Source organism: Olleya marilimosa CAM030 (assembly GCF_000518485.1).
GTDB lineage: Bacteria > Bacteroidota > Bacteroidia > Flavobacteriales > Flavobacteriaceae > Olleya > Olleya marilimosa.
The window spans coordinates 19,505-44,411 of the sequence record NZ_JADR01000011.1 but is presented as its reverse complement, the minus strand read 5'-3'; the positions used below and the strand labels follow the sequence as shown (position 1 = coordinate 44,411).

Sequence of the window (24,907 nt, the reverse complement as noted above, 5' to 3'; positions counted from 1 at the left end):
TTATCTAATTTCTAAATAAAGTTGGAACTGGTTTAATAGCTTCCTCAAAAGACGTGTCCTGAGGTGCAATTGCCATACCGTTTCTTAACTTCCCTACTCCTGAAATAATAATTTTATCGTTAGCTTCTAAACCAGACTCAACAACATATAAATTATCTACTTTTCCTTTAACTTTTAAAATTGAAGTTTCCACTTTATTGTCTGCTCCTAATTTAAAAATCATAATATTACCTTGCTGCTCAAAAGTTGCTGTTTGTGGTACAACAATAGCATCTTTATACTCTATTGGAAATTTAATTTTACCACTGTTTCCGTTGGTTAAAATTTCGTTTGGATTATCAAAAGCAGCTCTAATTTGTATCGTTCCTGTACTTTGGTTAATCTGTCCTGTACTGGTTTGAATACGTCCTTTTTCGGAATACTCTTTTCCGTTAGCTAACACTAAAGTTAAGTCTGGCGAATTTTTAATACGCTCTGCTTTGTTTTGACCTTCAGAGCGTTGTAAATGATCTATATATTGTGCTTCATTAAAACTAAAAAAAGCATATACTTGATCTATTTGACTAACTGTTGTTAATGGTGTTGCATCATTTGGGCTAATTAAAGCACCTTCTCTAAAATTAATGGCACCAACAAAACCGTCTATTGGACTTTTAATTGTCGCATAACCAATATTTGCTGTTACACCACTATAATTAGCTTTAGCTTGAGCTAAATTTGCTTTAGCAGTTTCTAATTGTACTGGACTAATAATGTTTTTTTCTACTAAAGGAACTAGTTTATCAACCTCAACTTGTGCCACATTTACTCGTGCTTTAGCTGCACCTGCATCTTGGCTTAACGATTGTGTTTCTAGTTTAAATAAGGTTTGACCTTTACGTACTTTTTGTCCTTCGTCAACGTATACCTTTTCTATATATCCAGAGGTTTTTGCTCTTACATCACTATTTACTTTACCTTCAATAGTTGTAGGATACTCAGTAAAACCTGTTACAGTTTTTGTTTGTAATTGTGTTACAGGAAAAGGTAAAACCTGTTGCTGTTGTGCTGAAGCTGCTTGCGCTTTCTCATTATTACCACAGCTAATCACAACTAGAAAAATACTAGCTATTGATAATATTGAAATTATTTTATTTATTTTCATTATTTTAAAGGTTGAATTTATTTTTAATTAGGTTGTCTTTTAGTTCTTTCATTGATGCAGAAGCACTTGAAATAAATTTGAGATAATTGTTATGAAATGTTAAATCGAATTTCTCATCGTCGTCTGTAACATGTTCGTTTATGGCTTCTTTATAAGCTTTCATTTCAAGATGTAGTACCTCTACTATTTCCCATTCTTGAATCATATTATCAATATGATTTAATACCGAATCTTTATTAATGACAAAATACTTTTTACGGTCGCCCGTTTTGGTAAAGTATTCTATTTTTTTTAAGTCTTGTAAGTGGTTTAAATGTGTAGAAATGGTGCTTTTACTTGCGCATAATACCTCTACCATTTCATCAAAAGTTGCTCCTCGTTTCCCTGTTAAAATCACATAAGCCATTATACGTGCTGCAACAGGTGCTAAACTATCTTTACTTTCTAAATGAACGCCTAGTCTTTCTACAAGCTCCATTTTTTTGTTACAGATTTCTTTAGTCATATCTAAACTTTAAAATTTATAATGCAAATATATTATTGGTTCGGAACAAACCGAACTAATCGAAGTTAAATTGTTGTTAAATAAAAAAAAGCCGACTATTAACAGTCGGCTTTTAAACATTTTTAGTAATTATTATAAGGCAGATTTGAACTGCTCTAAGAATCTAACGTCGTTTTCACTTAACAAACGAATATCACCTATCTGATGTAATAACATTGCTATACGATCAATACCTACACCAAATGCAAATCCTGAATACTCTTCTGCATTTATACCGCAATTAGTAAGGACATTTGGATCTACCATACCACAACCTCCAATTTCTAACCAACCGGTTCCTTTGGTGATTTTATAATCTGTTTCTGTTTCTAGTCCCCAATACACATCAATTTCTGCGCTAGGCTCAGTAAATGGAAAGTATGATGGACGTAATCTAATTTTAGATTTACCAAAAAGCTCTGTAGTAAAGTATTGTAAGGTTTGCTTTAAATCTGCAAAACTAACGTCTTTATCTATATATAATCCTTCTACTTGATGGAAAAAACAGTGTGAACGTGCAGATATTGCTTCGTTACGATATACACGTCCTGGAGATATTGTACGTATTGGTGGTTTATTGTTTTCCATATATCGTACTTGTACAGAACTTGTGTGCGTACGTAATAGGATATCTGGATTGGTTTGCACAAAAAACGTGTCTTGCATGTCTCTTGCTGGATGGTATTCTGGCAAGTTAAGTGCTGTAAAGTTGTGCCAATCGTCTTCTATTTCTGGACCTTCGCTTACATTAAATCCAATGTTTGAAAAGATATCTATAATTTGATTTTTAACTATAGATATTGGGTGACGCGATCCAATGGTTATTGGTTCTCCTGGTCTTGATAAATCTCCACTTATACCTGCGTCTTGTGTATTGTTGTCTAGCTCTTCTTTTAAAGCATTAACTTTATTTTGAGCTGTAGTTTTAAGGGTATTAATTACTTGACCAAATTCTTTTTTCTGGTCGTTTGCCACGTTTTTAAATTCGGCAAAATAGTCATTAAGTAATCCTTTTTTTCCTAAATACTTTATACGAAACGCTTCAACCTCTTCTTTGGTTTGTGCCTTAAAGGCTTCTGCTTCTGCTATAAGTTCTTTTATCTTGTCTATCATGATCTTCTAAATGATTGGCAAATTTATGAATTTTATCGTGATTTGCGTTAGCGATGGAGGCATTTGTTGAAGCTCTTTTATTTGCCTTAAAGCAAATTAAAAGCGACTGCCGAGAGCGCGACCCTTGGGTAACGCCCAAAATTTATTTAATATAATCGGTCTCTAGAAAGTAGTTTACTATGGCTTCTTTCATTAAGATGCTTTGTTCTCCTGCTTTTAGGTTTGGTAATTCTTCTTTTGCTATATAGTGTGGCCAACCGTCTTGGTCTACATAATCAAACTCATAATACCCATAAGGTGTTAGCAGTTTACAGATTGCAATATGCATAAGGTCTAACTTATGGTCTTTTTTAAATTTACGGTCTAATTGTCCTAATTCTTGTACACCTATTAAATAAATTATTGCATCTAAGTCTAGTGTGTCTCCATCTGCAAATTGGTTGGATAGTTTAGTAACTATCTCCTGCCATCTCTCTTTTAACTGTTCGTCTCTTGCCATAATAATTTTAAAGTCGCAAAGTTAATTTATATTTGTCTAAAATCTAACTTTATGGCTGTAATTGATATTGTTTTAGGTGCTTTACTTTTATTTGGTTTAGTACGTGGATTATTTAAAGGGCTTTTTGTTGAGCTTGCCTCCATTGTGGCTTTAATTGCTGGTGTTTATGGTGCCATCCATTTTAGTTATTTTGTTGCCGAGTTTTTGATGGATAAAACGTCCTGGAATGAAAAAACCATAAATACTACTGCATTTGCCATTACTTTTGTAATTATAATTTTAACGATTAGTCTAGCTGGTAAAGCTTTAACAAAGTTAGCAGATTTTGCGTCTTTAGGGATTTTAAACAAGCTTTTAGGTGCTGCTTTTGGCGCGCTTAAAATTGGTTTAATTTTGAGTGTTTTATTGATTGTTTTTGATAAAATGAATAATACTATCCCTTTTGTGCAAGAGGAGGATATAGAGGATTCTGTTTTGTATGCTCCTGTTAAATCATTAGCTCCAATGATTTTTCCTAGTATTATTAAGTCTGATGATCCTTTATTGGAAGAGCCTATAATTGACCCAGAGGAACCGACTACTGAATCTGAAGTTTAGAGTTTAATCTAAGTGATAAATTTCCATTATATCTTGTAGGTAATGGTCAAAATCTATTTTTAGGTCAATAAGATTACCTGTGTGTACATCAAATACCCAACCATGTACTTTTAGATCTCTATCTCTGTAAGCTTTTTGTACTGCAGCTGTTTTTAATAGATTTACGCACTGCTCCTTGACGTTAAGCTCTACTAAGCGATCGTATTTTTTTTCGTCGTCTTGTATTGCATTTAACTCGTCTTTATGGATGCGATATACGTCACGTATGTTACGTAACCATGAGTTTAAAACGCCTAAATCTGCAGATTGCATAGCTGCTTTTACGCCTCCACATGCATAATGCCCACAAACCACAACATGATTGACTTTTAAGTGCACAACTGCATACTCTACAACTGACATGGCACTTAGGTCATTACCTGATACCATATTTGCTATATTACGATGCACAAAAACCTCTCCTGGACCTAAGCCCATTAAATCCTCGGCAGTTACACGACTATCACTACAACCAATATATAATAACTCTGGATTTTGTCCTTTTCCTAAATTTTCAAAATAGTCTTTATCTGTGGATAATTTATCTTTTACAAACTTTTGATTATTTTCAAATACTTTTTTGATATCCATTATTAACTATCTTAATATTTATCTTTTACATTAGTTTTAATCCAATGTAAGCATGAATTAAAGTCTTTAAAAATATGCTCTGTAGGTATTAATTCTGGGATAATACCAATACGTTCCATCATGTATCTTGGTTGTTTTAACAGGTTAACAAACAGTACATTTATGTTTTGTTTTTTTAAATCTACTAAAACGTCTTCCATTGCATATAATCCGGATTGGTCCATATACTGCATACGTCCTAATCTAATAACTACGGTTTTTGCAGTGTTAGGAATTTGTTTTGCTAATTGCTGAAAGTCTGATGTTGAGCCAAAAAACAATGGTCCTTTAATGTGTTTGATAAACACCTCTTCTTTTAAGGCTACAGGGAAATTAGTCTCGTCTGACCAAGCCTCTTCCTTTAACGGTTTAACGTCTGAACGTTGTGCTGTTAAGTCTCCAATTTTTTTCATGAACAATAGGGATGCGATAACCAAACCAATACCTACTGCATAAATTAAATCCCAAACGCTAGAAAGGACTAATACAACAAGCATTATTAATACTTCAGAACTAACTTTTAATGGTCCAATCTTCATATCCTTTGGTAATGCAGGAATAGCTTTTAAACCTTTATAATCCATAACACCAATACCTACTGTTATTAAAATACCCGCTAATACTGCTGCTGGAATTTTTGAAGCAACTGGTCCTAATGCTAATAAGATAAACAGTAACATTACACCTGCAATCATACCAGATAATTTGGTACGTCCACCTGCGTTAATGTTTACTACAGTCCTGATAGTTGCTCCTGCTCCTGGAATACCTCCAAAAATTGAAGCGATACTATTACCTACACCTTGTCCAATTAATTCTTTATTTGGATTGTGCTTGGTTTTTGTCATATTATCTGCTACGACACTAGTAAGTAATGAGTCAATTGCACCTAATAACGCTAATGTTATAGCTGTAAAAATATAGGGTGAAATATTAGCAAAACTAAACCCTGTAATAATTTCAAAATTAGGTATAGGCAGTCCTGATGGAATCTCTTCAATGGGACGATAACCTAAACCAAAACCATAGGCTACTCCAGACACTACAACTAAAGCGACCAAAGCACTTGGTATTTTAGTGGTTATGCGTTTAAAACCATATACAATAAAAATGGTAGCTAGTGCTAAAACAAGCTCTAACCAATTAATATTTTGGATGGCTCTTGGTAATACTTTTAAAGTACCTAACACACCTGAAGCTTCGGTTTTAGCAAGTGTTTTAGACTCTTTTGCAATGTCTTCCGGTTGTAACTCTCCAGCTCTTTTGATCGTTTCTTTAAAATCTTCTAAAACTAAAATGCCTTCTCCTGCCTCTTCCCTAAGTATATTTTCTAAAATTAACTCTTCGGCTTGTGGCTTAAATTGGTTTACGTACTCTATATCTTCTTTTGGGTAATAACCAATTGATGGTAAGATTTGTGTTACTAATATTATAACACCAATAGCTGTCATAAAACCAGACACAACAGGATATGGTATGTATTTAATATATTTTCCAAAGCCTAAAACACCTAATCCTACTTGTACTAAACCTGCTAATAAAAAAACCGTTAATATATATGGTAGTGCTTTATTAACGTCACCATCATGCGTTGCAATAATACTAGCTATTACAACCATACTTACTGCTGTCATTGGTGCTGTTGGACCAGAAATTTGCGTTGGTGTACCGCCAAAAAAAGCTGCAAAAAAACTGATAAAGATAGCTCCATATAAACCTGCACTAGGTCCTAAACCAGATGAAACACCAAATGCTAATGCTAACGGTAAAGCAACAATACCTGCTGTAATACCTCCAAATGCATCTCCTTTAAAGTTGGCAAAAAAATTCTTCATAGCTTTATAGTTGGGTTTATACTAAATTAACATTTTTTCTTAACAATAAAAGTTTAGCCTATTCTATCAGCCATTATTAACAGTAAATTGTGAGTTTTAAAAATTAACAAACGCCATAATATTGATTTGATCTCTACCTGAGGTTTCAAAAAACTGATTCATATATCCTAATTCTAATCTTAGTTGTTTAGAAAACTGATACCCTAATCCTCCATATAAACGGTTTCTGTCAAAGATTTCACTTTTAGTATTTAAAAAAATCTCGTTATATGCTGAAAGGTACAATGGATTATTTCCATCAGCCTTATTTTGCAACGGAATTTTTAAACCTAAAAAATATCTAAATCGCATTTTAAAATCGTCTTCTACAAAACGTTGCTCAAACCTGTAACGGTGACTTAAATTAAGCACACCTACTTTTTGCTTTGTTGTAAACTGTTGAAAAATTCTATGTTCGTTTACAGATACTTTTTGATCTGTTTCTCCAACATAATTTTCTGATAATATATACCCATAACCAAGTAGTAGGTTGTTATTGTTTTCGGTTAGGTTATAACCTAATCCAGTTCTTAACAATAATTGTTCTAAATCTCCTACAGCATCGTAATTACGGTATTGTACTTCGTTATGAATATTCCATCCATTTTTAAGCTCTTTACTACCAATATAGATTAACCAGTTACCTAAATCACTATTTTGGCTTAGTCCATAAAAAGGCAACACTAACATAAATGTTAGTGTTGCTATTATTTTATTCCTTTTCATTTTCAATATCCTCATAAAAATTATTTGTCTAGTAAAAATCTACTGCTCCTGTATTAATATCATACATAGCACCAACGATTTTTATTTCGCCATTTTTTTCCATTTCTGCTAATATTGGGCTTTCAGCATGTATTCTATCGATTGTTAAATGCACGTTTTTCTTTGATACCTCATCTACAAACTCTAAGTTTTTAGAGGTACGTAAACTTTCGTCTTTTGGCTCTGTTACTGCATTTACAGCTGGTGTGATTTTTTGGATTAACTTAGTTAAGTTACCCATTTCGGCATGATCACAAGCACCTTTAACAGCACCACAACTAGTGTGACCTAATACTACGATTACTTTAGTTCCTGCTAATTTACAAGCAAATTCCATACTACCTAAAATGTCTTCGTTTACAAAGTTTCCTGCAATACGAACACTAAATATATCTCCTAAACCTTGATCAAAAACCAACTCGGCAGACACACGTGAATCTATACAACTAAGGATTGTAGCAAACGGAAATTGACCATCACTAGTATCGTTTACCTGCTCTAAAAGGTTACGGTTAGCTTTTAAATTATTTTGAAATCTTTGGTTACCTTCTTTTAAAAAATCTATTGCCTTTTGAGGCGTCATTGTTGCTTGTGTCTCTCTAGTATGTGCTTTCATTATTGTATATTTTTATATTATTAATTACTACTTATGTAGAATTGTTGATTGTTGTCCTGTTAGTAAAAGTGAAACGTTAAGTTTACTTATTACATTTTTAATATTTGTATTAGAGTTTTGCTGTTTTGCATTATCAAAACACATTAAATTAATATTGCTTTTTAATGCATACTTTGAAACATTGTCTACTGCATTATCTCCTTTTTCAAAAACATATTCTATAGTTTTATTATCAACTACAGTTTGTGTTGGTGCTAATTGTGATACGATTTTAAAAGCTTTTATAGGTTGATTGGTTTTACCAATCAATTCCTTTATAAAATTAGTATCTACTGCTTGATCGCTTGTATTTAAAACACCCAACATTGCGTCCTGATTTGGTTGCAAAGACTGGTTTTGTGCAACAATCATAATTGAACCTTTATGTGTTTTTAATACATAATCTGTAATATTATCTCCCATAAAGTTAATCGTTTTGGATTTTCTTTTTCCTAAAACTATGATATCTGGTTGATAGTTTTTGATATATGCTTCAATTTCGTGTTTAATATTACCGATAGCAACATCATATCCAATATTTAATTGATAATCCTGACTAATAGGTTTAATTAGGTTTTCAATAGCTTTATTGGTTAAAATATGTTCTTCATTAATAGATCGCATAGCAGATAACTGGCTCTCTCTTTCTACAATGTCAGTCGGTTTTTTAACGTGAAATAAAGTGATGTCTCCATCTAACATTTTTGCTAAACTTACTGTACTTATCAGTTCTGATGTTGCCGACTTATTTAAATCTGAAAGCAACAATATTTTATATTTATTGTTTTTCATGATTTAAAATTTAAGCAGATTTTGGTCTTAATTTAAAAAACTCGATAAAACTATCTGGATTTTCAACAGTACCACGTTCTGATATTAATTGAATATCAATGTTTCTTTCTTTAGCTTTAAAAGCAAAATCTTCTAAAATTTCGATAATATCGTTATCTAAATATCTAGTTTTTCTTACATCTAACTCTAAATAAGTATCCTTAGGTAAGCTCTCTAATTCTTTTAAAATTGCTCCTTTATTAAAGAAGGTTACTTCTTCGGCAAAAGTCATTTTAATTTTATGTTTTCCATTACTTTTATCTTCAATATGTAAAAAGTGTGAGTTTTGGTAGCTTTTAATTAATATTACTACTATACCAACTAATAATCCTAAACCAATTCCCCATAACAAATCAATAAAAACAATACCTGCAACTGTTACCACAAATGGTACAAATTGCTTCCATCCCATATCATACATTTTTTTGAACAACCCTGGTTTTGCTAGTTTATAACCTACAATTAATAGTATTGCTGCCAAAACAGATAAAGGGATCATGTTTAACAACTTAGGAATTAATACTACTGATATTAGTAATAAAAAACCATGAATAATAGCAGACATTTTGCTGCGACCTCCTGATTGGATGTTTGCAGAACTACGTACAATTACCTGTGTAATTGGAAGTCCACCAATTAAACCAGAAATAATGTTTCCTGTTCCTTGAGCTAACAACTCTCTATTTGTTGGTGTTACGTTTTTATTTGGATCGATTTTGTCTGTTGCTTCAACACATAATAAGGTTTCTAAACTTGCTACTAATGCAATTGTAAAAGCAACAATCCATACTTGCGAATCTGTTATTGCAGCAAAATTTGGAAAGCTAAATTGCCCAATAAACGAGTCTAAGTCCTCCGGAATTGGCACACTAACTAGATGTGTTTGTGCTATACCTAAATTAGATCCTTGTGTAACTACATAAAATATAATACCTAATACTACTGCTACTAATGGTCCTTGTATTATTTGAAATATTTTACCTTTTTTAGATAATACTTTGTCCCATAATAACAAAATGGCTAAACCTATTAAACCAATAACCATTGATCCCATAGTTATATTATCTGTAATATTTAATATTGCAGAAAAGGTGTTTTCTCCTGAAGTTTCAATAAAACTATCAGCTCCTTCAGGCTCTGCGTCGTAACCAAAAAAGTGAGGGATTTGTTTTAAAATTATAATTATTCCAATACCTGTTAACATCCCTTTAATTACTGAAGACGGAAAATAATATCCAATAATTCCTGCCTTTAAAAGACCAAATACTATTTGAATAATTCCTCCTAATACAACTGCAACTAAAAAGTTTTGATAACCTCCTAAAGTTCCAATTGCTGTTAATACTATAGCTGCTAATCCTGCTGCAGGACCACTTACACCAATTTTAGAACCACTTAAAGCTCCTACTACAACTCCACCAACTATTCCAGCTATTAAACCAGAAAAAAGTGGCGCACCACTTGCTAGAGCAATACCTAAACATAAAGGTAATGCTACAAAAAACACGACTATACTCGCTGGCAAGTCATTTTTTAATGTTTTAAACATAAATAAATTCATTTGTACCATTAAACGCTTTTAATGGTAATATTTTAATAATTTTTTTAAATGGACAAATTGTCCGACTAATTAATTATTAAATGAATTCGGGAGGTGGAGAAATTAAATTAAGGTGTGGCTTAGGATAAGTTTTAAAGTGGTACCCTAAATTTTTATTGATACTTAAGGCTTCATAAAAGGCATCTTCCATGTCTTCTAATACAAAAGCTAAATTTAAGTTTTTGTGTTCTTCCTCTTCTTCTGATAAACTATAAAACACAGAGACATCCACAGTATCATCCATAGCAATAATTATTGATGGAGCTGTTATAAGCGCCAAAAATAATACTGTAAAGAAGATGGAAATTATCTTTTTGTGCATATTTATCTAACTAAGAAAGACAAATATATAACTAAAGAACGATTTTATTGTTAAGGAATATTTAAAAATTGTTTAACAACTTTATGTCGTTAGACATAATCCAACCGGTTTTACCGTCTGCTAATTTAATTTTTTTCCAGTCGTTAATTGTATCTAACACTTGCACTTTTGTGCCTTCATGTAATACGAAAGCCTCAGATCCACTACTGTTAGGCTCTGTCTTTACCTCACTTTTTTGAGCGAATACAATCGCTGGATTGTCTTTATTATCTAATGACTGTTTTTGAAACGCCAACCCTAAACTAATTAAGGATAAAAACAAAAATACTATACTACCACTAAAAGCTGCTCTTTTTTGAGATGTACTATCCATAAAGTAATACACTAAAAATAATAACACAAAAATTACAATAAACGCGATAGATATTTTAGCCCAATCGTCATATGCAAATGCATTAGTAAGTTTATTAAAAATCCTTGACAAGCCTAATTGCGGAACCTCTTGTATAGCATCAACTGTCATGTTTTTTGCGTAGGCAATATTGTTTAATATTTCGCTATCGTTAGGTTTAAGCTGTAGTGCTTTTTCGTAATAATAAATACTTGGTGCAATGTTATTTAACTTATAATGTGCATTGGCTAAATTATAATATAACTCTGCTGAGTGTTGCTTAGTATCTAAGATGGACTGATACTTTGTTATTGCGTCTTCAAACTTACCTTCTGTATATAATGCATTGGCTTGCTCAAAAGTGGATTGATTTTGAGCAACTAAGTTTCCTATGAAAAAAAATAATATGTAAAGTAAGTGTTTCATTTAATCTCTTTCTGCCTTAATATTTTATGCCTTTAATAATTTTTAAACATCAGATTTAATTAACTGCTAATTTTACTTGATCTGTTTGTCTATTAAATTAATTGTTGTTGCTGCTTTGTCATAATCTTGCTGCATTGTAACGTTTGTAATTGGCGTATACCTTGCTAATTCACAATTTTCTAAAATCGCTTCAAACGCAAGAATAACTTGATTATCTACTTGTCTTTCTGATAGTAAATTTGCTATTTTTTCTTTACTTAAATCAGAGGTTTCAATATTAAGTCGTCCTTTAAGATAGTTGTGCAATGCTTTTTCTAGCGCAACATAAAAGGCTTCTTTTTGACCTAATGCTTTTTTAGCTTCGCTTAAATATTTTTTAGCTAATTTATCTGCTTTACGTTTTTTGTTTCCTGTTACATCTGCAAAACGCTCTTCTCTTTTTCTTCTGTAAAATAATGCTAATGGAATAGCTAGTAAAGGACCTAAAAGACTTGTCCAAAATACAGTCGAATTTAAAAAAGTATCGTTTTGAATAGTTGTGAAGTTTGAATCTGTTTTAATAAATGCGAATTGATTTTCGTTTAAAACTACTGGTTGCTTACCATTACTAGATACAGGTAATTTATTATCCGCTTCTGCATAAACTGGTCCTTCTAATACATTTATTACTATTTCATCAGAGGTAATTTGTTTATAAGTCTCGGTTTTTAAGTCGAAATAAGAAAAACTAACTGAAGGTATCGGAAACTTACCTTTATATTGAGGCACAATAGTATATAGGTCTGAAATTTTACCTTGCATACCTGCCATGTTTGTCCTAACATTTTCTTGGTGTTCTGGCTCGTAAACCTCTAAAGTGCTTGGCGTTGTTAACTTTGGCAACTCAAATAATTTTAAATTACCTTGACCAGAAACTTCAATTTTAGCCTGTAAAGACTCGGTAGCATTAAGACTGTTTTTTGTTGTTGACAAATTAAAAACAAAGTCTCCCACTGCTCCTGTAAAATTATCTGGTTTACCCTCTTCTGGTAAAGGCTTCACATTTATTGTTCTAACATTTGCAGTAATTGTTCTGTGTGCTTGAGTCATGATACGATTACCAAATATGTCACGCCTATTGGTTGGCACATCAATGGTTAGATCTAAACTTAATGGCTCTAAAACTAATTTTCCAGTTTTTTGAGGATATAATACTGTTTTACGTAATGTTACAAATCTATAATCTTCGCCTTTATAAGTTCCGTTTTGGGCTTTTATCCTTTGGTCATCCATACTTTGGCTCCAAAAACCATTGTACACTGGACTTTGTATCTCTCTGTAATTACTAATTCCAACGGTTGGCGAAACGTATAATTTATAAACTACGCTTATAGGTTGATTTAAATAAGGATTAGTATTTGAAACCTCTGCTACTAAATGAATGTGCTCTTGTAGAATATAATCTGGATCGTTTGGATCTTCAGGTTTTTCAATAGCTTTTGTAACTGTAATACTTATTGGTGATGTTTTATACTCTTGCCCATCAATCTCAATTTTAGCTTGATTTATGGAAAAGGTACCCATTTGTTTAGGTGCCAAAAAGTAGCTGTAAATTTTAGTAAAACGTCTTGTTTTACCATTCCAAGAGTTACTAACCGATTGATTTGGTCCTCCAACCACAATAAAATCTGAAAAACTAGGTGGTACAAAATTATCACCATCTTTATTCATTTGAAAGTCAACACGTAAACGCTCGTTTAAGCCTAATTTTTTCTTGCTAACTTTTGCTTGAAACTGAACCGTATCTTCATCTTGTGCAAAAGTAAAACTTGTTGTACAGGCTAATAAAAGGATACATATGTGTTTCAGTAATTTCATTTATTTAATACAATATAAAATGTTAGTTACCAATCTTTATCTGTTTGTTGTTTTACGCCTTTAACCTTTTCTGCATTAATTTTTTCTTGTACTTTTTGCTCTTGGTTATTCATGGCTTCAAGCAAGTTTTTAATTTGCTGTGGTGACATTTGACCTGGTTGTGGTTGATTTTGTTCGTTTTTTTGGTCACCTTCTTTTGGATCGTTTTGTTGATCATCTTTAGGATTGCCATCTTCATCCTTATCTTGATCTCCTTCTTTTTTGTCTTGCTCTCCTTGATCCTCTTTATTTTTATCTTCTTGCTCTTTCTCGTTATTTTCTTTTTGATCTTCGTCTTTATTTTGATCTTTATCCTTGTTGTTTTCTCCGTCTTTATCGTCTTCCTGAGGCTTGTCGTCCTCTTGCTGTTTTGCACACTCCTTTGCTAATGCAAAGTTATATCGTGTTTCATCATCTGACGGATTGTTTCTTAAAGCGCTTTTGTATGCTTCAACCGCTTCTTTGCACTTTTTTTCTTCCATTAGGATGTTTCCTATATTATGAAAAGCTTTGTGTTTTTCTTCTTTAGACGTAGCATTTTTAGCTGCTTGCTGATGTCTGTATAAAGCTTCGTCAAAATCTCCTTTTTTGAAATACTGAGTTCCTAAATTATAGGCTCCTGCTGCTTGTTTTGGTTGTAAAGATAGTGCTTTACGGTATTCCATTTCGGCAGCTACAAAATCATCATTATTTGCCAAATCATTAGCTTGAGCAGTAAAACCTTGTGCTTCTAACTTTTGTTTAATTAGGGCCTTATCTTCCGTATTATCTTGAGCAAAGATTGCTATGGATGCCAATAAAAATATATATGTTAAAAAGTGTTTCATTGAAATTAAATAACTCGCAAATATACTAAAGGCTTGCAATTGTTGATGTTAAGGGTTTTATAAATTCTCGTTAAATAGATTTAATTTTTTCAGCCAAGCTGTTTTTCTTTCTAATAAGAAAATATCTATAAAAAGTAGCAAGATAGCTAAACCTAGAAACCATTGAAACCTACTTTCAAAATTAGCCACTTGCTTAGCTTCAAATTCGGTTTTATCCATTTTATTTAAAATGTCTGACATTTGACTTACCACCTTGTCTGTAATAGCACCATTTATATATACTCCATTTGCTTGACTAGCAATGTTTTTTAATGTTTCCTCGTCTAGTTTTGTAATAACGGTTTCGCCTTGCTTATCTTTTTTATAATTTAGCAACACTCCGTTTCTTCTTAATGGGATTGGACCACCATTGACGTCTCCAACACCTATTGTAAATATTTTGATACCTTCTTTACTAGCCTCTTCTGCTACTTGCACAGCAGCTTCACTATGGTCCTCTCCATCTGACAATATTACTAATACACGATTGGTTTGTTGGTCATCATCGTAATATGTTTTGGCTAGGTTAATGGCCTCATTAATTGCTGTACCTTGAGAAGATAACATATCTGTATTTAGGTTTTGCAAAAACATTTTTGCTGCAGAGTAGTCTGTTGTAATTGGTAACTGCGGAAATGCTTTTCCTGCGTAAGCAATAATACCAACACGATCACTACCCAATTTATCAATAATTCTTGATACTAATTGTTGTGATTTTTCTAACCTATTTGGTTTAATATCTTCTGCCAACATACTTTTAGATACGTCTACTGCAAAAACAATATCTACACCTTCGCGTTTAACTGTCTCAAGACTTGTACCTACCTTAGGGTTTACTAAAGCTAAAGTTAAACTAGCAAAAGCTAAGCATAATACAACTAATTTTAATACAGACTTAAATACTGATTTATTAGGACTAAGACGTTTTAAAAGCGTTGCGTTTGCAAATCTTTTTTGCGTTTGCTTTTTCCATAATAGTAGCAATAAAAAGAAGAGCACTAATACCGGAATTACCAGTAGTGTCCAAAACCATATTTTTTCTTCTAATTGAAACATTTATTTTTGTTTTAAGCTAGTTTACATTAATTGATAAACAGACTATACTTCTATTTTAATTTTATTTGACAACTTTACTTTATTATTTATGCTTAAACAAAGCTTCTAAAAAGTGTTATTCTAACTAAAAACTCAATTAACAATATTAGTCCTGCAATCCAAACAAAGGGTCTAAAATGTTCTTGATAAGTTGTGAATTTAATTTCGTCAATTTCAGTTTTTTCAAGTTTATTAATCTCAGTATAAATTTGCTCTAATTTTTGATTATTAGTCGCTCTAAAATACTGTCCTCCTGTAACTTTTGCAATGTCTTTAAGTAGGTCTTCATCAATTTCTACTTGTACTCTGTCATATTGAAATCTACCATTTGACAACGTAGACACAGGTGATAAAGCCATACCATTAGTACCTATACCAATGGTGTACACTTTAATTTTAAACTCTACAGCCAGCTCGCTAGCAATTTTAGGATTTAACACACCAGAGTTATTGACTCCGTCTGTTAATAATATAATGACTTTACTTTTAGCTTTGCTATCTTTTAGTCTGTTAACAGCTGTTGCTAATCCCATTCCAATTGCTGTACCACCTTCTATAATGGTATTGTATTTAATATCATCTAGAGAGTTTAACACAATGGATTTGTCGCTAGTAATTGGTGTTTTAGTGTAGCTTTCTCCTGCATATTCCACCAAACCAATCCTATCATTTGGTCTTCCTTTTATAAATTTTGAAGCCACATTTTTTAGTGCTTCTAACCTATTAGGCTTTAGGTCTTTTGCTAACATACTTGCAGATACATCTATTGCCATAACAATATCAATACCTCTAGTCGTTTTTGTTTTTGTGTTAGTCTCTGATGTACGTGGTCTTGCTAATGCAACTATTAAAATACCTAAAGCCAATAGACGCAAAGCAAATAATAGATGCTTTAATTTTGGAAGCCAAGAATTAGTAATTTTAAATCCTTTAAGACTTGATATTTTTAGTTCTGCGTTTTGCTGTTTGTGTTTAAATACATACCAAACTATAGCCAGTGGTAACGCTAGTAACAGCCAGAAAAATTCTTTATTTAAAAATGTAATTCCGTCTAACATTAGTCTTCTTTTTGATTAAGTTCTATAGACGCAACAATGCGCTCTACAACTTGGTCTAAATAAATATCATCCTTTAAATAGGTTATTAGTATTTGCTGTGTCACATCTTTATTAGCAAAACTTAAAATTACAAATTGTCCATTAACATAATCCTGTTTATCATCATCAATTGGATAGTCAAAGGTTCCGGATGTTTTAACACCTTCTGCTCCATTTGGTGTTTTAAATTTATCTTTATTAGAAATTATATTTCTTCCTCCTGTTGCTTCAATAGCTTTTAAATTATCTTCAATAGCCTTTAATACATTGTTTTCTGGTGAAGGTGCATTTTCTTGATCTGGCGCACTTTTTAACACTGTAGAAGTAATAGCAATTGTAAATTTATCTTCTAACTGATATCCAAAATTAGAAACCTTTATTTTATCGATTAAATCGTCTGGTATTGCTACTTCTTCACGCTTTAAAACTTCTGGAGTAGATATTGTAATTGGTGGAAAACCGTAGTCACTGTCAACCCAACCACCTTCTAATAATTGTTTTGTGTCCTTTTGAAAAATGGTATCCACAACATAATTAAAACCGTATCTGTAGCTAAAAGCAGCAAATGTTAGTCCTAACATAAAAACAATAGCAGCTATTGTAACCCATACTTTTTGACGAAACTCTTTTTTTTCTTGTTGTTTCTTATATTCTATATCTAAAAGTTTTTCTTCTTCTGAAGCTTCTGGCAATGCCTCTTTAACATAATCAATTTCTTGATCTATAACTGTTCTGTCAATTTTTGCCAACTCTACATCTGGAGCAGATTTAGCAAACTTTACTAAATCGGCACGTTTTAAAACCGATTCGATTTTTTTAATGTGGTCTTTAGTTAATTCTATTTGATTACCATCGCTTAAAATTTCTAAACGGGTTATTAGCTCGTCAGTAGTGCTTTCTAACGCTCTGTCATACACTTTTTCGTCTAAATATTTACGAATAGCTAAGGTTAACTCTGAGTAATATTCTTTGTACTTATCGTAAGCTAAATAATTGCTTTCGTCTAGTTTTTGTAATGCTAATTTTGCTCTGTCATAAGGTAGTAATAACGCAATTTGCTCCTCTTCTGTTAGTGGTTTTTTACGCCAAACAAACCAATAAATAATAAAACCTATAAGACTTAAAATTAATATCCCTAATAGCAAATACTTCCACCAATCACTTGCTGGTTTTTGCACAGCTATCATTGGTTTGATGTCGTATAGTTTTTGCTTGGTAGTGTCTACAACTATATTATTAACATTAACTAACAACGAGTCTGTAATGTATTGTTTTCCTGCTATAATTACCTTTTGTTTAGGAATGACATATCGACCAGAATCAAATTGGGTTAAGCCATATTTTTTTATCAGTGTATATTTATCTTGTTGTTTTGTTGTATCTGTTTTATAGGCCTCAATCATTTCTAAAGGCATAAAACTTTGACCAACCGGAAACACCACACTATTTACAGTGTCTGTTTCTACCTCAATCTTGTAAGTAATCTGTTGGCCAATTTTAATTGACGTAGAGTCAATTGACGCTTTAACTTGTGAAAAAGAAATGAATGGGAAAAGCAAAAAGGTAAAAGCAATAAGACCTATACTTACAGCCTTTATTGTACCAAACCTATTATAATTTATTTTTGTATTCACTTTCTAGTTTTTACTTTACTATAATTAATTATCCTCTAGTTTTAAAATAGCCTAATAGTTTTTTTACGTAACTCTCATCTGTTCTGCAAGCTAAAGTACCTGCTCCAGATTTAGCAAAACTATCTTTATAGTAATTTACTTTCTGGTTATAAAATTTGGCGTAATTATGTCTTACTGTTTTTGATCCTGTATTAACCAACATTAACTCGCCTGTTTCTTCATCTTCCATCTGCACCATTCCTAAATTAGGAATACTAGCCTCATGTTTATCAAAAACTCTAATCCCAGTAATATCGTGCTTTCCAGCAGCTATTTTAAGCGTTTGCTGATAGTCGTCTGCAATAAAATCGCTCATTATAAAAACAATCGCCTTTTTTTTCATCACGCTACGTAAAAACTTTAAAGCTTCAACAATATTAGTTTGTTTGCTTTTAGGCTCAAATTCTATTAAGTCTCTAATGATTCGTAAAACGTGAGAACGTCCTTTTTTGGGTGGTATATATAATTCGACTTGATCGGAAAATAAAATCAATCCAATTTTATCATTATTTTGAGTAGCAGAAAAGGCTAAGGTTGCAGCAATTTCGGTAACAATTTCACTTTTAAATTGGTTTTCTGTACCAAATAACTCTGATCCAGAGACATCAACCATTAACATCATGGTTAATTCTCTTTCTTCTTCAAAAACCTTAATGTGTGGTTGATTGGTACGTGCAGTAACATTCCAATCTATGTTTCTTACATCATCACCATATTGGTATTGTCTTACTTCAGAAAAAGTCATACCACGACCTTTAAAGGTCGAGTGGTACTCTCCTCCAAATATATGATCAGACAAACGACGTGTCTTAATCTCTATTTTTCGTACTTTTTTTAGTAATTCTTTAGTATCCATTTTTTAAGTATGCAGTGTGCAGTCTTGAGTTTACAATTAAAAAAATAGTAATAACTCCATTATGGAACTTCAATTTCGTTAACTATTTTATTAATAATATCTACAGAGGTTACATTTTCGGCTTCAGCCTCATAGGTAATTCCAACTCTGTGACGTAACACATCATGCACTACAGCACGCACATCTTCTGGTATTACATAACCACGACGCTTAATAAATGCATAACATTTTGCAGCTGTTGCTAGATTAATACTTCCACGTGGTGAAGCACCAAAACTAATTAATGGTTTTAAATCTGCTAGTTTATAATTTTCTGGATAACGTGTCGCAAAAATGATATCTAGGATATATTTTTCAATTTTTTCGTCCATATAAACTTCTCTAACTGCTTCTTGAGCTTTTAAGATTTGTGCAACAGACACTACAGGATTAACTTTGTCCCAATTACCTTTTAAATTAGCACGCATAATTAACTGCTCTTCGGCTTGTTTTGGGTAATCTATAACTGTTTTAAGCATAAAACGGTCCACTTGTGCTTCAGGCAATGTATAAGTCCCTTCTTGCTCAACTGGGTTTTGAGTTGCCATTACTAAAAATGGTTTATCTAACTTAAACGTTTCGTCTCCAATAGTCACTTGCTTTTCTTGCATAGCTTCTAACAAAGCAGATTGTACTTTTGCAGGTGCTCTGTTAATCTCATCTGCTAACACAAAATTAGCAAAGATTGGTCCTTTCTTGATAGAGAAATCATTCTCTTTCATATTAAAAATTAAGGTACCAACAACATCAGAGGGTAATAAATCTGGTGTAAATTGTATACGACTAAAACTAGCATCAATAGCCTGAGATAATGTATTAATAGCTAATGTTTTTGCTAAACCAGGTACACCTTCTAATAAAATGTGACCTTGTCCTAATAGTCCAATCAATAATCGCTCGACCATATGTTTTTGTCCAACGATAACTTTATTCATTTCAAGCATTAGTAAATCTACAAATGCACTTTCCTTTTCAATTTTCTCGTTAATCGATTTTATATCAATCGTACTTGTTTGTTCCATTATGTAATATTTTTAAAGGCAATGAACTATCTATGATTTAATTCAAGTGTTGCAAATTGTTAATTTTTTTATTGCAATCGTGTTAATAATTGGTTAAAAATAGGGTGTTTATTAGACTTTTAAGAGTAATTTATGCTTTACTTTTATTGAAGATTTTAAACTATGACAAAAAACAAGTACTCTCAAGTAATTGCAGGCACCATGACTTGGGGAAAATGGGGAAAACAATTAAGTAACACTGAATACATCAAATTAATGCACCATTGTATTAATAATCAGATTACTACATTTGACCATGCAGATATTTATGGCGATTACACAACAGAAGCTGAGTTTGGTAACGCTTTCGCGGAAAGTAATATAAACAGAGATCAAATACAGTTAATATCCAAATGCGGAATCGAATACCTTGGCAATGCACGTCCACAATTAAAAGTAAAACATTACAATTACAGTAAAGACTACATAATTTGGTCTGCAGAGCAATCCTTAAAAAACTTAAAAACGGACTATTTAGATTTATTATTATTACACAGACCAAGTCCTTTAATGCAAATTGAAGAAGTAGAAGAAGCTGTTAAAAAGCTTAAACAACAAGGTAAAATAAAAGAATTTGGAGTCTCTAATTTTACACCATCACAAATCAATTTACTTTCAAAAAAAGTTGACGTTGCTGTAAACCAAATCGAGTTTTCTTTAACCCAACACACAGCAATGCATGATGGCACATTGGACCATATGCAATTACATAATATTAAACCAATGTGTTGGTCTCCATTAGGTATAACATTTAAAGAAGACACAGAACAAACAAGACGTATACATAAACAATTAGGAGCTTTATCGCAAAAATACAATGCATCAGAAGACCAATTACTTTTATCTTGGATATTAAAACATCCTGCAAATATTACACCTGTAGTTGGCACAACAAACAGCCAAAGGTTATCTGACGCAATAGCAGCAACTAACATAAATCTAGAATTAGAAGATTGGTTTTTAATTTTAGTCGCTAGTCAAGGACATAAAGTACCTTAAAACAAGATCAAAAAACTAAAACAAATAATTGCTTAACAAGACATTATTACATGAATAAAACAGCATTAATAACTGGAGCCACAAGCGGAATAGGTCGTGCAACAGCTCATGAATTTGCAAAACAAGGCATTAACTTAATTCTTTGCGGACGTCGTCAAGAAAGATTAGACACCATTGAAAAAGCTTTAGAAAAACAAACTAATGTACACACTTTAAATTTTGACGTTAGTGATAAAACAGCTGTTTTTGATGCTATTAACAGCTTACCAGAAACATTTAAACATATTGACATATTAGTAAATAACGCAGGAAATGCGCATGGATTAGACCCAATACAAGATGGTGATTTAGACGATTGGGATGCTATGATGGACATTAATGTAAAAGGATTGCTATACGTTAGCAAAGCCATTATACCACAAATGACAGCACGCCAATCAGGACATATTATTAACATAGGGTCTTCTGCAGGAAAAGAAGTCTACCCTAAGGGCAATGTGTATTGTGCCAGCAAACACGCTGTTGTTGCACTTACAGAAGGCATGCGTATTGACCTAAATCCTTTTGGCATTAAAGTCACAGCCATAAATCCTGGTTTGGTCGAGACAGAATTCTCCAAAGTAAGATTTAAAGGAGACGCCAAAGCCGATAGTGTTTACAAAGGTTACAAAGCTTTACAACCAGAGGATTTAGCAGAAGTCATTTATTTTGCAGTATCACGTCCAGCACATGTTAATATTGCAGATGTTTTAATGTTTTGTACAGCTCAAGCAACCTCAACAATTGTAAAAAAAGAATAAATCATGATTAATAAACGCTTACTTATTAAAAACTTACTTGCGCATAACGACGAGAATAGTTTTTATGATAAAAAGCGAAAAATTGATATTAATCAAAAAGAAGGTAAAGCCAAATTTTTAAAGCACGTTTGCGCCTTATCCAATTCTAACCCAAAAAACAACTCGTACATAGTTATAGGTGTAGAGGATGAAGACAATACAATAATTGGCGTTGATTTTTTTGACGATTCTAAAATCCAAAACTTAATCAACGCTTATTTAACCAATCCTCCAATTGTACAATACGAAAATATTCCGTTTCCACATCTTCCCGACCATAAAGTCGTAGGCTTAGTTACTATACGTGCCAATAATGGTTTGACATCACTTAGAAAAAACATCTGGAAATATTACGGTGGATCAGTGTTTTTTAGAGATGGTAGCATTAGTATGCCTAAAGTATTTAACAGCAAAATACAAGATGTAAACTCTAAGATTGTAGAAGCTATTGAGAATCACGCACAAAACAACATACAATATACTTTAGATGGAGTTTTTGATTTTATGAAAAAACGCCAAGACTACAACCCTAATTATATTGTTTTTAAAGAATACTTTGTACTGTGTTGGTCTGGCGAAAAAAAACAAATTAAAGATGAAACATTTTACTCTAGAGTAGACATCGAACTTATTAATGAGCAAGTCCGTTTATTTTTTTCAACTTTAGATGAGGTTTCAATTACATTTAGTCAAGATTCTTTTACAATTATTGAATACTTAAAACTAGGACTTCAAAATTCTTATAAATATTATCCTTTAGAAAAAACAGTTATTAATTTTAATGACAATGCTAGTTATAACATAGAGTCTACCCTAATTTTTAACCCACCACAATTTGATAAAAAGGTGTTACACCACATATACAATAGCAACAATTCGATTTTAGAAAAACTAAAAAAAGGACAAATTTTAAATAATAACGAAACAAAAGATCTAAACAACCTACCTGATACGTATCTTATATGTTATCTGAATTTATTTCACGAAGCTTTGGACAAATTAAATGAGGCAAAACCTTATTTAAAACCGCTTCCAGAAATATACAGAAAGTACAAAGACGTCTTGCGTATTTTACGCAAAGTAAAATACAATTAAGATTAAAGTTGTTGTTTAAAGTATACTTAAATAATAACTATAAATAGTTAATTAATACAGCTATTATGCAATAGCAAACCCATTAATTAACACAAAAACCTTGATTCTCCCGATAAAGTTTCGGCATTGAATAAGGTTTTAAATTACTTTAAAAGCCAATATTTACAATTGTAAATATTGGCTTTTTTGATTTATTAAGACAATTATTATTTTCCTCCATCTAATTGGTCTTGCCAATCTTTTAACTCTTGCCACAATCCCTTTGCAGCCAAATCTGCTTGTTTAGGCCAAGTGCCTGGTTTGTGTATTTCAAATCGTTTCCCTCCACTTTTAAGTACCTCTTGACATTTTTCGACTGTACAACCTGCTAAAGCAGTCCAGGTAGTAATGTTATGACTATGGAATAACTCTTTAATTTTTGGTCCAATACCTTCAACTACAGTTAAATCGTCCTCCTTTATTTTTTTACCTAATGCTAATTTAGCAGCTGCTGCATCAAAAGTAATTGCAGACGCTTTAGACGCGTCAGTCAGATTAGTTACTACTGGTGTAACACTAGTTGTAGCTTCTTTTTTAGTAGTAGTTGTTGATGCTGGTGGGTTTGAGGTAAATGAAGTTGCAGTATTGCCTGCTCCAGACGATCGTGACACGCTATCTTTACTTGCTTTACAAGCTGCCAAATCGGTTTCTAATTTGCTAATTCGGTTTTTATAAACATTTAAATCTGTGTTGTTTTGTTGACTGCCTCCACCTAATAAGCGTCCTAATAAATAGCCCAAAATTGCGCATATCACTCCTACTAATAATGGTATTAACCAGCAAGGAATACTTAAAGCTAATAATACATTCATAATTTTATTTTTTTGTTAGTTAATGGTTACTTCTACTCTTCTGTTTTTTGCGCGACCGTCTTCAGTTGCATTATCAGCAATTGGTAAATCTGGTCCCTTTGAAAAAGATTGTATTTTACTACTATCAATTCCGTTTTGTATTAAATATTGTTTTGTAAAGTCGGCTCGACCTTGACCTAATTTTATATTAGTAGATCGACTTCCAGTATTATCAGTAAATCCAGTGACATTAATTAATGCACCATCAACCTTGTCTGTATACCTTACCATATCTGATACTTTTTGTTTTTGATCATCCGACAGGTTTATTGTGGCTTGAGCAGTATCAAAATATAAAATCAAAGGATTTGCCTTTATAGCGTCTCCTAAATTTTTAATATCATCTGCTATACTTGTGTCTCCAGCTGTAATAGTCTTAACCTCATAGCTTAATGGTCCATACATTACACCATTTGTATCTGCATTAAAGTCATCGTCCAATGTACTATAGGTGTTTATAATTTTTGAAGCCATCCCTTTTGATACAAAATAATTTTTTGCAGCATTGGCACGTGCTAAACCTAAATTTGGAAATACAGAGTTATTAACCTCATCACTACGATAATGACCATAGATGTTTAATAATTTATCAGGATTACTGTTGTAATATGCGATAAGTTTACTTGCGCCTTCATCCACAGTGGATGTGATAGAATCAATAATTAAAGGGCTTGAGGTTTTAAAGTTTAAATTATCATTAATTTGAAAATCTAAATCACCATTAACATCTTTTATTGTAAATGCATTAATGGTTGCTGTTTTTTGATCTGTTTTTACTGAAACATCTTCTGTATTTGTTGTATTATCTATAGCAACTTTATCTGCTTCAAGACATGGTTTACAACATAAATACCAGCACAAAATTGTACCCAAGATAATAGTCAGCAAAATACCCAGAAGATAACCGGTTTTTTTACTCATTATGGTTTGGTTTTAAGTTAATGACTATCAAGTTATTAAAAAATTAAAAATCTTTTAACATTTATCTTAACTAAATGAAATATAGACCATTAAAAATCGACCAACGACGTAAAAAGTTAGCTTAAAACAAAAAAAAAGCCACATCTTTCG

25 protein-coding genes are annotated in these 24,907 nt (G+C 32.1%); 4 read left to right on the top strand and 21 right to left on the bottom strand.

Features of this window, described 5'->3' with window-relative positions; all coding sequences use genetic code 11:
- Positions 1-4: 4 nt before the first annotated feature.
- The 4 genes from M890_RS0113050 to M890_RS0113030 all read right to left on the bottom strand — a co-directional run bounded on the left by M890_RS0113050 (position 5) and on the right by M890_RS0113030 (position 3,300).
- Positions 5-1,144 carry an efflux RND transporter periplasmic adaptor subunit gene (locus tag M890_RS0113050; RefSeq protein ID WP_028283963.1) on the bottom strand — a complete coding sequence of 380 codons (1,140 nt, stop codon included), beginning with the start codon at positions 1,142-1,144 and terminating at the stop codon, positions 5-7.
- Positions 1,145-1,148: 4 nt separating this feature from the next.
- The gene (locus M890_RS0113045) at positions 1,149-1,649 is read right to left on the bottom strand and encodes a GbsR/MarR family transcriptional regulator (RefSeq protein ID WP_028283962.1); all 501 of its coding nucleotides are present in this window, start codon (positions 1,647-1,649) and stop codon (positions 1,149-1,151) included.
- Between the two features lie 132 nt (positions 1,650-1,781).
- A complete protein-coding gene (gene pheS, locus M890_RS0113040; protein ID WP_028283961.1) occupies positions 1,782-2,801 on the bottom strand; it encodes a phenylalanine--tRNA ligase subunit alpha in 1,020 nt (339 codons plus the stop codon).
- A gap of 142 nt (positions 2,802-2,943) precedes the next feature.
- The gene (locus tag M890_RS0113030) at positions 2,944-3,300 is read right to left on the bottom strand and encodes a hypothetical protein (RefSeq protein WP_028283960.1); all 357 of its coding nucleotides are present in this window, start codon (positions 3,298-3,300) and stop codon (positions 2,944-2,946) included.
- Between the two features lie 51 nt (positions 3,301-3,351).
- Here M890_RS0113030 and M890_RS0113025 point away from each other — a divergent pair, with 51 nt between their 5' ends.
- A complete protein-coding gene (locus M890_RS0113025) occupies positions 3,352-3,897 on the top strand; it encodes a CvpA family protein (protein ID WP_028283959.1) in 546 nt (181 codons plus the stop codon).
- A 3-nt stretch (positions 3,898-3,900) separates the two neighbouring features.
- On the opposite strand, the gene M890_RS0113020 is transcribed toward M890_RS0113025, so the two are convergent.
- From M890_RS0113020 to M890_RS0112950, 15 genes are all read right to left on the bottom strand, one after another.
- Positions 3,901-4,527 (bottom strand): carbonic anhydrase, encoded by a 627-nt coding sequence (locus M890_RS0113020; RefSeq protein WP_028283958.1) that lies wholly within the window; start codon positions 4,525-4,527, stop codon positions 3,901-3,903.
- Between the two features lie 11 nt (positions 4,528-4,538).
- The gene (locus tag M890_RS0113015) at positions 4,539-6,401 is read right to left on the bottom strand and encodes a SulP family inorganic anion transporter (RefSeq protein ID WP_028283957.1); all 1,863 of its coding nucleotides are present in this window, start codon (positions 6,399-6,401) and stop codon (positions 4,539-4,541) included.
- Positions 6,402-6,497: 96 nt separating this feature from the next.
- On the bottom strand, positions 6,498-7,166 hold the full coding sequence (locus M890_RS0113010; RefSeq protein ID WP_028283956.1) for a DUF2490 domain-containing protein: 669 nt from the start codon (positions 7,164-7,166) through the stop codon (positions 6,498-6,500).
- A 28-nt stretch (positions 7,167-7,194) separates the two neighbouring features.
- Positions 7,195-7,821, bottom strand: coding sequence for a carbonic anhydrase family protein (locus M890_RS0113005; RefSeq protein ID WP_028283955.1), 627 nt, complete (start codon positions 7,819-7,821; stop codon positions 7,195-7,197).
- Between the two features lie 27 nt (positions 7,822-7,848).
- Entirely contained in the window at positions 7,849-8,652 is an 804-nt protein-coding gene (locus tag M890_RS0113000) for a universal stress protein (RefSeq protein WP_036597600.1), read from the bottom strand.
- Between the two features lie 10 nt (positions 8,653-8,662).
- Complete coding sequence (locus M890_RS0112995; protein ID WP_028283953.1) at positions 8,663-10,240, bottom strand: SulP family inorganic anion transporter; 1,578 nt, start codon at positions 10,238-10,240, stop codon at positions 8,663-8,665.
- Between the two features lie 88 nt (positions 10,241-10,328).
- The gene (locus M890_RS0112990) at positions 10,329-10,613 is read right to left on the bottom strand and encodes a hypothetical protein (protein ID WP_028283952.1); all 285 of its coding nucleotides are present in this window, start codon (positions 10,611-10,613) and stop codon (positions 10,329-10,331) included.
- A 61-nt stretch (positions 10,614-10,674) separates the two neighbouring features.
- Positions 10,675-11,430, bottom strand: coding sequence for an SH3 domain-containing protein (locus M890_RS0112985; RefSeq protein WP_028283951.1), 756 nt, complete (start codon positions 11,428-11,430; stop codon positions 10,675-10,677).
- Between the two features lie 72 nt (positions 11,431-11,502).
- The gene (locus M890_RS0112980; protein ID WP_028283950.1) at positions 11,503-13,287 is read right to left on the bottom strand and encodes an aerotolerance protein BatD; all 1,785 of its coding nucleotides are present in this window, start codon (positions 13,285-13,287) and stop codon (positions 11,503-11,505) included.
- 26 nt (positions 13,288-13,313) lie between these two features.
- Positions 13,314-14,153 (bottom strand): TPR repeat aerotolerance protein BatC, encoded by an 840-nt coding sequence (locus tag M890_RS0112975; RefSeq protein WP_028283949.1) that lies wholly within the window; start codon positions 14,151-14,153, stop codon positions 13,314-13,316.
- Positions 14,154-14,210: 57 nt separating this feature from the next.
- Positions 14,211-15,248, bottom strand: a complete 1,038-nt coding sequence (locus M890_RS0112970) for a VWA domain-containing protein (RefSeq protein ID WP_028283948.1) — start codon at positions 15,246-15,248, stop codon at positions 14,211-14,213.
- Positions 15,249-15,340: 92 nt separating this feature from the next.
- Complete coding sequence (locus M890_RS0112965; RefSeq protein ID WP_028283947.1) at positions 15,341-16,345, bottom strand: vWA domain-containing protein; 1,005 nt, start codon at positions 16,343-16,345, stop codon at positions 15,341-15,343.
- Positions 16,345-18,018 (bottom strand): BatD family protein, encoded by a 1,674-nt coding sequence (locus tag M890_RS0112960; RefSeq protein WP_232219153.1) that lies wholly within the window; start codon positions 18,016-18,018, stop codon positions 16,345-16,347. Before M890_RS0112960 ends, M890_RS0112965 begins: the two co-directional genes overlap by 1 nt.
- A 28-nt stretch (positions 18,019-18,046) precedes the next feature.
- The gene (locus M890_RS0112955) at positions 18,047-18,913 is read right to left on the bottom strand and encodes a DUF58 domain-containing protein (RefSeq protein ID WP_028283945.1); all 867 of its coding nucleotides are present in this window, start codon (positions 18,911-18,913) and stop codon (positions 18,047-18,049) included.
- Positions 18,914-18,972: 59 nt separating this feature from the next.
- Positions 18,973-19,974 carry an AAA family ATPase gene (locus M890_RS0112950; protein ID WP_028283944.1) on the bottom strand — a complete coding sequence of 334 codons (1,002 nt, stop codon included), beginning with the start codon at positions 19,972-19,974 and terminating at the stop codon, positions 18,973-18,975.
- 162 nt (positions 19,975-20,136) lie between these two features.
- On the opposite strand from M890_RS0112950, the gene M890_RS0112945 reads away from it, so the two are divergent.
- Genes M890_RS0112945 through M890_RS0112935 form a run of 3 tightly spaced genes read left to right on the top strand, consistent with a single transcriptional unit; the run spans position 20,137 to position 22,946 of the window.
- The gene (locus M890_RS0112945; protein ID WP_028283943.1) at positions 20,137-21,012 is read left to right on the top strand and encodes an aldo/keto reductase; all 876 of its coding nucleotides are present in this window, start codon (positions 20,137-20,139) and stop codon (positions 21,010-21,012) included.
- Positions 21,013-21,062: 50 nt separating this feature from the next.
- Entirely contained in the window at positions 21,063-21,812 is a 750-nt protein-coding gene (locus M890_RS0112940) for an SDR family NAD(P)-dependent oxidoreductase (RefSeq protein WP_028283942.1), read from the top strand.
- A 3-nt stretch (positions 21,813-21,815) separates the two neighbouring features.
- Positions 21,816-22,946: an ATP-binding protein gene (locus M890_RS0112935; protein ID WP_028283941.1), complete on the top strand. Its 1,131-nt coding sequence runs from the start codon at positions 21,816-21,818 to the stop codon at positions 22,944-22,946.
- A gap of 206 nt (positions 22,947-23,152) precedes the next feature.
- Here M890_RS0112935 and M890_RS0112930 read toward each other — a convergent pair whose 3' ends face one another.
- Together M890_RS0112930 and M890_RS0112925 are read right to left on the bottom strand one after the other, a co-directional pair.
- Complete coding sequence (locus M890_RS0112930) at positions 23,153-23,797, bottom strand: helix-hairpin-helix domain-containing protein (RefSeq protein ID WP_028283940.1); 645 nt, start codon at positions 23,795-23,797, stop codon at positions 23,153-23,155.
- 15 nt (positions 23,798-23,812) lie between these two features.
- Positions 23,813-24,757 (bottom strand): OmpA family protein, encoded by a 945-nt coding sequence (locus tag M890_RS0112925; protein WP_028283939.1) that lies wholly within the window; start codon positions 24,755-24,757, stop codon positions 23,813-23,815.
- Positions 24,758-24,907 lie beyond the last annotated feature (150 nt).